This is a genomic window from Lachnoclostridium edouardi (assembly GCF_900240245.1).
Taxonomy (GTDB): Bacteria; Bacillota; Clostridia; order Lachnospirales; family Lachnospiraceae; genus Lachnoclostridium_A; species Lachnoclostridium_A edouardi.
In genome coordinates this window covers 1621345-1634151 of sequence record NZ_OESQ01000001.1, presented here as the reverse complement: position 1 = coordinate 1634151, position 12807 = coordinate 1621345, and the positions used below count along the sequence as shown (strand labels likewise).

General features: G+C 42.5%; 10 protein-coding genes. All 10 read left to right on the top strand.

Going from position 1 to position 12807, the window contains the following annotated elements:
- Position 1 precedes the first annotated feature (1 nt).
- On the top strand, positions 2 to 1489 hold the full coding sequence (locus C1A07_RS07625) for a tripartite tricarboxylate transporter permease (protein ID WP_101876584.1): 1488 nt from the start codon (positions 2 to 4) through the stop codon (positions 1487 to 1489).
- Between the two features lie 15 nt (positions 1490 to 1504).
- Positions 1505 to 2488, top strand: coding sequence for a sugar kinase (locus C1A07_RS07620; protein WP_101876583.1), 984 nt, complete (start codon positions 1505 to 1507; stop codon positions 2486 to 2488).
- Positions 2489 to 2490: 2 nt separating this feature from the next.
- Positions 2491 to 3327, top strand: a complete 837-nt coding sequence (locus C1A07_RS07615) for a sugar phosphate isomerase/epimerase family protein (protein ID WP_101876582.1) — start codon at positions 2491 to 2493, stop codon at positions 3325 to 3327.
- 2 nt (positions 3328 to 3329) lie between these two features.
- The gene (locus C1A07_RS07610; protein WP_101876581.1) at positions 3330 to 4100 is read left to right on the top strand and encodes an HpcH/HpaI aldolase family protein; all 771 of its coding nucleotides are present in this window, start codon (positions 3330 to 3332) and stop codon (positions 4098 to 4100) included.
- A gap of 183 nt (positions 4101 to 4283) precedes the next feature.
- Positions 4284 to 4853 (top strand): aminoacyl-tRNA hydrolase, encoded by a 570-nt coding sequence (pth, locus tag C1A07_RS07605; RefSeq protein WP_101876580.1) that lies wholly within the window; start codon positions 4284 to 4286, stop codon positions 4851 to 4853.
- Between the two features lie 16 nt (positions 4854 to 4869).
- The gene (gene mfd, locus C1A07_RS07600) at positions 4870 to 8403 is read left to right on the top strand and encodes a transcription-repair coupling factor (RefSeq protein ID WP_101876579.1); all 3534 of its coding nucleotides are present in this window, start codon (positions 4870 to 4872) and stop codon (positions 8401 to 8403) included.
- Positions 8404 to 8519: 116 nt separating this feature from the next.
- Positions 8520 to 10013, top strand: a complete 1494-nt coding sequence (locus tag C1A07_RS07595) for a Na+/H+ antiporter NhaC family protein (protein ID WP_101876578.1) — start codon at positions 8520 to 8522, stop codon at positions 10011 to 10013.
- Positions 10014 to 10028: 15 nt separating this feature from the next.
- Positions 10029 to 11297: a 3-oxo-tetronate kinase gene (gene otnK, locus C1A07_RS07590; protein ID WP_101876577.1), complete on the top strand. Its 1269-nt coding sequence runs from the start codon at positions 10029 to 10031 to the stop codon at positions 11295 to 11297.
- 1 nt (position 11298) lies between these two features.
- Complete coding sequence (locus tag C1A07_RS07585; RefSeq protein WP_101876576.1) at positions 11299 to 11877, top strand: class II aldolase/adducin family protein; 579 nt, start codon at positions 11299 to 11301, stop codon at positions 11875 to 11877.
- Between the two features lie 381 nt (positions 11878 to 12258).
- Positions 12259 to 12729 (top strand): IS200/IS605 family transposase, encoded by a 471-nt coding sequence (tnpA, locus tag C1A07_RS07575; protein WP_101876575.1) that lies wholly within the window; start codon positions 12259 to 12261, stop codon positions 12727 to 12729.
- Positions 12730 to 12807: the final 78 nt, after the last annotated feature.

Genomic DNA, 12807 nt, shown 5'->3' with positions numbered 1-12807 from the left:
TATGGTTACAGAAGCGATTATAGCAATTATGGACCCGTCTGTAATGCTGTTTATGCTGATAGGAGTGATCGTAGGGGCTTTGATCGGCGCTTTGCCAGGACTTTCTGTAGTAATGGCCATTTCTATTCTGACGCCTATTACTTTTGGGCTGAAGCCGGCTCAGGGGCTGGCAATGCTTATTGGAGTTTACAACTCAGGAGTGTGGGCGGGAGGGATCTCAGCTATTTTAGTAAATACGCCGGGTACGCCTGCTTCTATTATGACTAGCCTGGACGGATATGCAATGACAAAAAGAGGGGAAGCAGGACTGGCCTTGGGAATCAATGTAATTTATTCTGCAATAGGAGGACTGATCAGCTCTGTTATTTTAATGATAGCAGCATTTCCCATTGCTAAATTTGCTTTGAAATTTGGCCCTGCAGAATATTTTGCCCTTTCCCTTTTTGGGCTCTCCATGATTATAGGCGTTTCAGAAAAGTCTATATTAAAGGGAGTGATGATGGGCTGCTTTGGATTTTTAATTGCTACAGTAGGCTTGGACTCTATGTATGCTTATCCAAGATATACATTTGGAATGGTGGACCTTCTTCAGGGAATTTCCTATGTGCCTGTTATGATTGGTTTGTTTGGCTTTGCGGAAGTGTTAGGTCAGGTATATGAAAATAAAAAGGATGAAAGAGATCAGGAAAAGAAAAAAATAGGCCGAATTATTCCTACCTGGAAAATGGTAAAGGATTTCTTCCCGTTAACTACAATCAGCGCCTTAGTTTCAGTAATTGTGGGAGCCATTCCGGGAGCCGGCGGCGATATTGCCTCTATTATCTGCTGGGATCAGTGTAAAAAAGTGTCAAAGGATAAAGAAAATTACGGAAAAGGCTCTGCGGAGGGGCTGGCCGTTACATGTACGGCCAACAACGGAATTATCGGCGGCGCAATGACTACTATGCTGACTTTGGGAATACCGGGGGACGCTGTAACAGCAGTGCTGATTGGTTCATTAATGATGTATGGTATGCAGCCGGGGCCTATGCTTTTTGTGGAAAGTAAGGATTTTGTATACAAGCTTATGGTTATGATGGTAATTGCAAATATTATGTTTTTAGTTTTTGGCCTGATGACGTCTAAAGCTTCCGCAGCTTTATTAAAGCTGAAGGAGCAGTATGTGTGGGTAGCCATTATACTGTTATCTATTGTAGGTTCTTATGCGGTGAATAACTCTATTTTTGATGTTGTTGTAATGTTTATCTGCGGTATTATAGGATTTTTCCTGAAAAAATATGATTTTCCTCTGCCGCCTTTAATTTTAGGATTGATTTTAGGTCCTATGGCTGAATCTAATTTAAGAAGATCCTTAGCCTTATCTGCAGGCTCTTACCAAATCTTTATAGCCAGTCCTATTTCTATTGTACTTTTGGCTTGCACTGTATTAGCCCTGGCAGGACCTGTAATTATGAAAAAAATGAAAACAAAAAAAGAGGCTGAAGTATAGCAGGAAGGTAAAGTAATGTTGAAAATAAAGAATCCGGGAGGAAAGATTATTTCCATAGGGGAACTGCTGGTAGAGTTTATTCCAGTGGAACCAACACTTAGATTAAATGAAGAAGGCAGCATTTTAAAAACTGCCAGCGGCTCCTCAGGTATTTTTGCATGCGCCAATGCAAAAATCTGCGACAGAGCCGCTTTTATAGGAAAAATAGGCCCCGACCCGTTAAGCGACTTTGTATATCAGATTATGGACAGAGAAGGGGTGGATATTTCCAGAGTAGTAAAAGATAAAGAAGGGCAAATAGGCCTGGCTTTTTTAGAAAACCTGGAAGAGGGCCGGAACTTTGAGTATTACAGAAGTAATTCCATAGGAAGTAAATTTGGCCCTGATGATATAGACGAAGAATATATAAAAAAGGCCAGCGCTATTCATTACTCCGGTATGCTTTTAGAATTGAGTGAAACTATGAGAGCTGCCTGCGAGAAGTGTGTAAGAATTGCAAAAGAAGCAGGCGTTATGATCTCTTTTGATCCTAATATTAGAAAAGAGGTTATGAAAAGTGAGGATGCCAGACAGCGGCTGTATAAAGGTATTGAAAGTGCTGATGTAATTGCCCCTACATTAGAGGAGGCTGCTTTTATTACAGGGCTTTCAGATCCTTTAGAAATTCTTCATCAGCTTCACCAAAAAGGCCCTAAAATCATTGCGCTTACCAGAGACAAAGATGGGGCGATTCTCAGCGACGGAAAAAAGGTGGTGTATGTAGGCGGTATACACGTAAAAGCTATTGATCCTACAGGCGCCGGAGACACATTTGCCTCTATGCTGGTTTACGGCATTCAGGAAGGCTGGGATTTAGAGAAAATTGCTTTGTACTGCAACTGTGCAGGCGGTTTGGTAGTCACAAGACAGGGCTCTATTGGCCGGGCGCTTCCAAACCTGCATGAGGTAGAACAAATGATAGAAAAATCTCAGCCTGAAATTAAAGTGGAGATGAGATAATAATGAGAAAATTGACAGTACATCCAAATATTAAAACAGGTTTAGGTTTGGCGGGAAATACATATAAGCAGGTGATTCAAAAGGGAGAAATCACTTTAGGAGAGCTGATCGCTTGGGCGGCGGGAAGAGGATTTTCCTGGTTTGAGCTAAGAGACGCTGGCGTGACTATGGAAAGGGAAGAGCTTTTAAGGCTGAAAGCTTTGGCGGATACTTTAGGCTTACGCATTCACTATTCCTGGGATAATGAGGATGTTTTTAAAGAGGATGAAAAATTTTACAAGGGTATGGAACAAGCCGCTTTATTTGGCAGGGGAACTTGCTGCCGGGTACTGGTGGCCTCAAAAGCGGCTGCAGGAAAAAAAGGATATTCTAAAGAGGAATTTAATCGGCTAGTACCTGTAATTAATCAGTATGTAAAGAAAGCCGGGGAGTTGGGGATTAATCTTTGCTTTGAAAATTCTATGGAGCCTTTATTTGGAGACGGAGCAAGCTATTTTGGAATGGATGAATTGATGGAAGCCTGTAAGGGAATGTGCGCCACTTTGGATGCAGCTAATGCTACAAACGAAACTACTATGGTGAATCCTGAGGAGGAAGACATTATTTCTTATTATAATAAATATAAGGACAGAATATTTTACTATCATCTGAAGGTTACCAGGGACCACAAGCTTTTAGATACTGTTGAAACAGAAGGAGATTTTCATGTAAAAAAGCTTTTTAAAGAGTTCTCTAAGAACCCGGAAATGAAAATCTGCCTGGAAATTCCCCAGAAAAAAACTTTGGCAGATTTAAACAGAACAGTGGAGAGAAGTATTCAGGTGCTGGAAGGAGAATAAAAATGAAGGCTGGAGAATTGAAAAAGAGGTTGAAGAACGGGGAAAAGGCTTTGGGAACTATGGTCACTGTTTTTCAAAATCCTGATATTGTAAAAATCTTGAAGGTATGCGGCTTTGATTTCTTTGTGCTGGACTGTGAGCACGGCTGCTTTGAATATGGAGAGGCGGCCAGAATCATTGGAATGGCAAGAGGAATAGGGCTTCCGGTAATAGTGAGAATAGCAGAAATCAGAAGAGAGCTGGTATTAAAATTTATGGAAATGGGAGCCGACGGTCTGCTGCTTCCAGATACCAGAGAAAAAGAGGAGGCTAAGCTTTTAGTAAAATATTCAAAATATGCTCCTCTAGGGGACAGAGGTGTTTCTTTATCCAGACCTCACACGGACTTTAAAAAGGTTCAGGGAAGACAATATATGGATGAAGCAAATGAAAATACTATTTTAATGTGCCAGATTGAGTCGCCTGAAGGGGTGGAGCATATTCAGGAAATTATTGGCGTTGATGGGATTGACGCTGCATTTGTAGGCCCCAATGATCTTTCTCAAAATTATGGAGTATTAGGAGAATATGGAAATCCTGTAATGAAGCAGGCGTATGATAAAATTTTAAAGGCCGCGCAGACATCAGGGAAAATTGCCGGGATTCACTTTGGAAAAAAAGAACCTTTGCTTCCCTGTATTCAGGCGGGCTACCAAATGAATATGTGCGGAAATGATGTAAGCTTCCTGATGGACGGGGCAAAAAAGGTTTTGGAAAGTATAAAGGGAATTTAATATTAATGATAAAAAATGCCGAGGAGATGAAGCGTCTGTATAAAAATACAGAAATGGGTCTGCAGGCATTTTTTTAATGGAAAACTATTCAGCTTCCCTGATTTCCCGGAAATCCAGTTGAGTAAAAATTCTACCTATGTTACAATGAATTACTAGCGATTAAAGGTGATGGAGGACATTGGCATGTATCTGATTGCAGGATTGGGAAACCCTACGAAGAAATATGAAGGCACCAGACATAACGTGGGCTTTCAGGTGATTGATAAGCTGGCGGACAAGCTGGGCATTTCTGTAAATGAGAAAAAATTTAAGGGAGTATGCGCAAGAGGAATGGCAGGGGGAGAAAAGGTTCTTTTGTTAAAGCCTGAAACCTTTATGAATTTAAGCGGAGAAAGTATTCGTGCTGCTGTGGATTTCTACAGGATAGAACCAGAGCATATGATTATAATATATGATGATATTGATTTAGCTCCGGGACATTTAAGGGTTCGGGTAAAGGGCAGCGCCGGAGGCCATAACGGCATGAAAAATATTATTGCTCACATGGGTACTCAGGAATTTCCCAGAGTGCGGGTAGGCATTGGAGCTAAGCCGGACAGAATGGATTTGGCGGACTATGTGCTGGGACATTTTCCCCAGGTGGAAAAGCCTGTAATGGAGGACGCCTTTGAGGCTGCCGCCCAGGCTGCGCTGACAATTATAGAAGAGGGGCCGGACGTGGCTATGAACCGATTTAACCGGCAGAAAGGCTGAAAATAGTGAGGGGTATATGAGCAGTGTATTTACAAACCCATTAAAGGAATTAAAAGAATTTGAGGACATGGAACAGGATCTGGCAAAAGGCTCAGGTCCTGTTCAGTTAAGCGGCTGTGCAGATTCTCAAAAGGCCCATTTTATCAGCGAGTCTTCAGAAAATCTGCCGTGGAAGCTGGTAGTAACATATGATGATTCCAGAGCCAGGGAGATTTATGATGATCTGCGGTATTTTCAGCCTAATACCTGGCTGTATCCGGCCAGGGACCTGCTGTTTTACAATGCAGATATTCATGGAAACCTGATGACAAAGCAGCGGCTTCAGGTGCTGCGGCACATGGCTGAGGATAAAAGCGGAATTGTGGTCACGACTGTGGACGGCTTGATGGACCATCTGCTTCCCATGGATTTTATTCAGTCTCAGGCTATTACTGTAAAAGCAGGGCAGGAGCTGAATCTGGAGCAGTGGAAAGACAGGCTGACTGCCATGGGATATGAACGTCTTCCGCAAGTGGACGGCATGGGACAGTTTTCTATCAGAGGCGGAATTTTAGATCTGTTTCCCCTTACAGAAGAATTTCCTATTAGAATAGAGCTGTGGGACACAGAGGTGGATTCTATAAGAACCTTTGATTTAGAAAGCCAAAGGTCTATAGAGCAGCTGGATGAGGCGACTATATATCCTGCATCAGAGCTGGTAGTGACAAAGGAGCAGTTAAAGCAGGGGGCGGACAGAATTGAAAAAGAGAAAAAGTCTTACAGTAAAAGCCTGAGAAGCCAAATGAAAACAGAGGAAGCCCACAGAATAGAGACTATTATTCAGGAAGTGGCGGACGGCATAAAAGAAGGCTTTCGGGTTCACGGGCTGGACAGCTTTCTCCAGTATTTCTGCGATAGCACAGTATCCTTTTTAGACTGTTTTCCGGGAGATAAAACGGGAATATTTTTAGATGAGCCTATGAGGCTTAGAGAAAAAGGGCAGGCTGTGGAGACAGAATTCAGGGAGAGTATGGCTCACAGACTGGAAAAAGGGTATTTACTTCCAGGCCAGACGAACCTTTTATATTCTTTAGAGGAAATCCTGGCAAAGGCCCAGCAGGGCCATACAGTGTATCTTACATCCCTGGAGCAAAAGCTTTCCGGAATGACAGTAAAGAAAAAATATCATATTGACGCCAGAAGTCTTACCTCCTACCAATCTGGCTTTGACATGCTGATTAAGGATTTAAGACGGTGGAAAAAAGAAAAATACAGAGTGATTCTTTTAACTGGTTCCAGAACAAGGGCCAGCCGTCTGGCAGGAGATTTAAGAGAATATGAATTAAGCGCGTTCTGCCCTGACAATGAAGATCATCCGGTAAATCCGGGGGAGATTTTAGTTACTTTTGGAAATCTCCACCGGGGCTTTGAATATCCTCTTTTAAAATTTGTAGTAATAACAGAAGGGGATATGTTCGGCGGGGAGAAGAAGAAAAAGAAGCGGAAGAAAACGTCCTATGAAGGGAAAAAAATTCAAAGCTTTGCCGAGCTGTCCATAGGAGATTATGTGGTCCATGAAGATCATGGTTTAGGCATCTACCGGGGAATTGAAAAAATCGAGCAGGATAAGGTAGTTAAGGATTACATTAAAATTGAATATGGGGACGGAGGAAATTTATATCTGCCGGCAACCAGGATGGAAGGCATTCAGAAGTATGCAGGAGCCGACGCCAAGGCGCCGAAGCTGAATAAGCTGGGCGGGGAGCAGTGGAATAAAACAAAGACAAAGGTAAAAGGGGCTGTAAAGGAAATTGCCAGAGATCTGGTGGAGCTTTATGCGGTCAGGCAGCAGACTGAGGGATATCAATGCGGCCCTGATACAGTATGGCAGAGGGAGTTTGAGGAAATGTTTCCCTATGAGGAGACAGATGATCAGATAGATGCCATTGACGCCACAAAAGCAGACATGGAAAGCCGTAAAATAATGGACCGTCTGATCTGTGGTGACGTAGGCTACGGAAAAACAGAGATCGCCTTGCGAGCCGCCTTTAAGGCAGTGCAGGAAAGCCGTCAGGTAGTGTATTTAGTGCCCACTACCATTTTGGCTCAGCAGCATTATAATACATTTGTCCAGAGAATGAAGGACTTCCCTGTAAGAGTAGATTTAATGTCCCGGTTTAAAACGCCGGGAGAACAGAAGAAAACCATAGAGGATTTAAAAAAGGGCCTGGTGGATATTGTAATAGGAACTCACAGAGTGCTTTCTAAGGATATGCAGTTTAAAAATCTGGGGCTTCTGATTATTGACGAGGAGCAGAGATTTGGAGTAGCTCACAAGGAAAAAATAAAGAAGCTGAAGGAAAATGTAGATGTTTTGACTTTAACTGCAACTCCTATTCCCAGAACTCTTCATATGAGTTTAATCGGCATCAGGGATATGAGCGTGTTGGAGGAGCCTCCTGTAGACAGAGTTCCTATTCAAACCTACGTCATGGAGTACAATGACGAGATGATTCGGGAGGCCATTCAAAGGGAAATGGCAAGACAGGGGCAGGTGTACTATGTATACAACAGAGTAAATAATATTGAGGAGGTAGCCGCCCATGTGGCCAGCCTGGTACCGGATGCCACAGTTGTATTTGCCCATGGACAGATGAGGGAGCATCAGCTGGAAAAAATAATGCTGGGCTTTGTAAGCGGGGGAATTGACGTGCTGGTTTCCACCACTATTATTGAAACAGGACTGGACATTTCCAACGCCAACACTATGATTATTCACGATGCAGACCAGCTGGGACTTTCGCAGCTGTATCAGCTGAGAGGAAGAGTGGGACGATCTAACAGAACCTCCTACGCCTTCCTGATGTATAAAAGAGATAAAATGTTAAAGGAAGAGGCGGAGAAGAGGCTTCAGGCTATCAGAGAATTTACAGAATTAGGCTCTGGAATTAAAATCGCCATGAGAGACTTAGAGATCAGGGGCGCAGGCAATATTCTGGGAGCAGAGCAGCACGGTCACATGGAGGCAGTAGGATATGATCTGTACTGTAAGCTGTTAAACCAGGCAGTCCAGGCTTTAAAAGGGCAAAAGCCGGAGGAGGAAGAGTATGAGACAGTGGTAGACTGCGACATAGACGCATATATTCCCTCCTTTTATATTAAAAATGAGTATCAAAAGCTGGATATTTATAAACGAATTTCTGCCATTGAGGATGAAGAAGAGTATATGGATATGCAGGATGAGCTGATGGACCGTTTTGGAGATATTCCAAAACCGGTGGAGAACCTTCTGCGGGTGGCGGCTTTAAAAGGTCTGGCTCACAGAGCTTATGTTACAGAGGTATTTATTAACCGCCAGGAGGCCAGGCTGACTATGTTTGCCAAGGCTAAACTAAATGCAGAAAAGATCCCGGAGCTGATTGCAGGGTACAGGGGAGACTTAAAATTTCAAAGCGGCGACAGTCCTGTATTTTTATATACAGATCAGCGGAATAAAAATAAAGACTGCAGCTCCATGATGGAAAAAACAAAAGAATTGTTAGATAAGCTGTGGGAATTAACAGAAAAATAAAAAAGACTGAAAAAGAAGCAGCTTTTTATTCAGTAATATAGTTGACACTAAAGCATGTGTTACGTTAATATGAAAAAGTGTAATACCTTACTATAAGAAAACAGGGGGAAAATACTATGTCAGGTACTATATGGTCGTTATTGCCGCCTATTGTGGCGATTGCGCTGGCTCTGATAACAAAGGAAGTGTATGTGTCTCTTCTCATTGGAATTTTGGTGGGGGGAGCCTTATTTACCGGCTTTCATCCGCTGCTGACTGCAGAAGTTACATTTGATATTATGGGAAGTAAAATGGGAAGTAATATTAACATATTAATCTTCCTGGCCCTTTTAGGAATCGTAGTTTCTTTGATTACTAAATCAGGGGCGTCTAAGGCTTACGGGGACTGGGCTTCCCAGACCATAAAAAGCAAAAAGGGAGCTTTATTTGCCACAATATTTCTGGGGGCCTTAATTTTTGTAGACGATTATTTTAACTGTCTGACTGTGGGCACAGTTATGCGCCCTGTAACAGATAAATATAAAATTACCAGGGCTAAGCTGGCTTATATTATTGACGCCACTGCAGCCCCTATATGTATTATAGCTCCAGTGTCCAGCTGGGCGGCAGCAGTAGGATCTTCCCTGCCGGAGGACTGCGGGATTGACGGCTTTACATTATTTTTAAAAACCATACCTTTTAATCTATATGCATTGGGCACTTTGGCTTTTATGATTTACATTACGGCAAAAAATATAGATTTTGGAGCCATGAAAACATATGAAGATAAGGTGGCCAGACTGGGCTCTGAGGAAACCATTGACGATGACAGTATTAAAATTACTGGAAGAGGAAAGGTAATTGATTTGGTGCTGCCTATTTTAGTGCTGATTGTACTGTGCGTCAGCGCAATGCTTTACACAGGAGGAATTCTGGAGGGAGAATCTGTAGTAACTGCTTTTGCAGGATGTGATTCCTCTAAAAGTTTGGTGCTTGGAGCATTCTTTACTTTAGTATTTATTTTAGTATTTTATCTGCCCAGAAAAGTAATCAGCTATGCTGAGTTCTGCGAAAGTATTCCTGTAGGCATTAAGGCTATGGTGCCGGCTATTATTATATTAAGTCTGGCATGGACATTATCCGGTATCTGCAGTGAGGAATATTTAAACATTGGCGGATATGTAGGCGGAATAGTAGGAGAGAATGCTTTGATTGGAGCTCTTTTGCCTGCAATTTTCTTTGTAGTGGCAGTAGGACTTTCCTTTTCTACAGGAACCTCATGGGGAACCTTTGGAATTCTGATTCCTATAGCCATTGCTATATTAGGTCTGGAAAATCAGAACGTACTGTCTATTAACGTAGCTGCAATTTTGGCGGGAGCAGTGTGCGGAGACCACATGTCTCCGATTTCAGATACTACCATATTGGCGTCTGCAGGGGCCCAGTGTAATCACATGAACCATGTGTCCACACAGATTCCATATGCTCTTTTAGTGGCCGGCTGCAGTTTGGCCGGATATTTGACAGCAGGAATCACACAGAACGGCTGGATAGGTTTAATTGTGGGAGCCGCAGCTCTGGCGCTGGTTTTAACAGCAGTAACAAAAATTCATAAAACAAAAGAGGCATAAATAAGGAGGAGAAAAATGGCGATTTTTGGCTGTGTAGCAGATGATTTTACAGGAGCAGGGGATGCGGCATCCTTTTTAGTAAAGGGAGGGCTGCCTACCCAGTTATTTAACGGAATACCTAAAGAGGGGGATAAGGTGCTGCCGGGGGTTCAGGCCATTGTCATTGCGTTAAAGACCAGAACCCAGGAAACAACGTCGGCGGTGGAAGATACTATGAAGGCACTGCTGTGGATGGGCGAGCAGGGAGTAGAACATTTTTATTTAAAATATTGCTCTACCTTTGACTCTACCAGGGAGGGAAACATTGGTCCTATTGCAGATAGAGCCATGGAGCTGACTGGGTCTAAGCTTAGCCTTTTATGCCCGTCGCTTCCAGTAAACGGCAGAACAGTGAAAGATGGCTGTCTGTATGTAAACGGCGTTCCACTTCAGGAAAGCCCTATGAAAAATCATCCCCTGACTCCTATGTGGGACTGCAGAATTCAGGAGCTGATGAAGGACCAGAGTATTTATCCCTGTAAAATAATGGACAGGTCCTGGTTTGAAAAAGACCTGGAGGAAGTAGCTCAGGCTTTTGAAGGTGAAAAAAGGACATATTTGATTCCTGATTATGAGAAGGATGAGGACGGAGAAAAAATTGCCGCAATGTTTTACAATCTGCCTCTTTTAACTGGAGGAAGCGGGCTGTTAGAGCCTTTAGCGCGGCTGCACGCGGCAAAGCTGGGAATCAGCGGCGAAAGCGCTGTGCCCGAAAGTACTACTAAGGGCGGGGCGTTTATGGTGGCTGGAAGCTGCTCTAAGGCTACATTAGGACAGATCAAGTATTTTCAGGAACAGGGCGGTTTAAGCTGCAGAATAGACCCGGTTGCAATGGCAGAGGGAAAAGAGTCTGTGGAGGATGTGTGGAGTTTTATTAAAGAACACCAGGATCATCCGGTGCTGGTATACAGCTCTGATACAGCGGATAATGTAAAAAAGGTGCAGGAAATGGGCAGAGAGCGGATTGCTTCCATGCTGGAGCAGGCCTCAGCCGCTCTGGCTAAAAAAGCAGTGGAAGCGGGAATGACCAGAATCATTGTGGCAGGAGGGGAAACCTCCGGGGCTGTAACAAAAGGTCTGGGCTTTGATTCATACAGAATCGGCGAAAGCGTGGCTCCTGGAGTTCCTATTATGATTCCTGCCGGAAGAGAAGATATCCGCCTTGTGTTAAAGTCAGGAAACTTTGGCCAGGAAGATTTCTTTACAAAGGTACTGGAAATGACAGAGAAGAAAGAGGGAAAATAAAATGGATGAAATGCTGAAGAAAAAAATAGAACAGGCTATATGGGTAGGAAAAAGCTTATTTGACAGAAATAAAACATCAGGCTCGTCAGCCAATATGAGCTTTCTCCATGAGGGAACTGTATATATCAGCGGCAGCGGCACCTGCTTTGGAACCTTAAAGCCGGAGGACTTTGCAGCAGTGTCCCTGGAGGGAACAGTGCTTTCAGAGAAAAAGCCAAGTAAAGAGCTGCCTCTTCATCTGTATTTATATCAGAAGGATTCTAATATAGGGGCAGTGCTCCATACCCACAGTACATATTCAGTGCTTTGGAGTTTCTTACCTGTGGAAAATGAAAAGGATTGTATTCCAGATCATACGCCATATTTAAAAATGAAGCTGGGAACAGTAGGGATGATTCCATATGAAAAGCCTGGCACACCTGAGCTTTTTCAGGCTTTTTTGGACAGAATTAAGCACAGCGACGGCTATCTTTTGAAGCAGCACGGCCCTGTTGTGCCGGGAAAAGATATTTTAGATGCATTTTACTGCCTGGAAGAGTTGGAAGAAAGCGCCAGAATTGCCTGGGAGCTAAGAAAATAAAATGAAGAAGAAACGGGAATGATGTAAAGATAAAATCCATCATTCCCGTTTTTGTTGTTAGGGCAAAGCCCTGTTTACCATTGTGGAGTTTTTCGTTGATCCGAAAAACGGAACTTTGGAAAACAAATAAACCACCTGCTATGCAGGTGAGTTAGAATTGCTTCAGCTTACAGCAAAAAACCTCCAGTGTTATAATTAATGTAAGGTTCGCCAACCGCATTAATAAACAAAGGAGGTATCCATATGGATAGTAACAGTTTATCACATACAAAATGGAATTGTAAGTATCATATTGTATNTTCAGCTTACAGCAAAAAACCTCCAGTGTTATAATTAATGTAAGGTTCGCCAACCGCATTAATAAACAAAGGAGGTATCCATATGGATAGTAACAGTTTATCACATACAAAATGGAATTGTAAGTATCATATTGTATTTGCACCAAAATATAGGAGAAAAATAGCATACGGAAAAATAAAACAGGATATAGCAAATATTTTAAGTATGTTATGCAAAAGAAAAGGTGTAAAAATTGTAGAAGCAGAGATATGTCCAGATCATGTACATATGCTAGTAGAAATTCCGCCAAGCATTAGTGTATCGTATTTTGTAGGGTATTTGAAAGGAAAAAGTACACTTATGATATTTGAAAGACATACAAATTTGAAATATAAATATGGAAATAGACATTTTTGGTGTCGAGGATATTATGTAGATACGGTAGGGAAAAATGCAAAGAAAATACAGGAATATATAGCAAATCAGTTACAAGAAGATTTGGAATATGATCAGATGACACTGAAAGAGTATATTGACCCGTTTACGGGTGAGCCAGTAAAAGCAAACAAATAAAATAAGCCCTTTAGGGCTTAGTAGGTAAATGATGTTGCGCTTGGCGAACCTATTTCGGAGAGTCTTTAGACTCCAGTG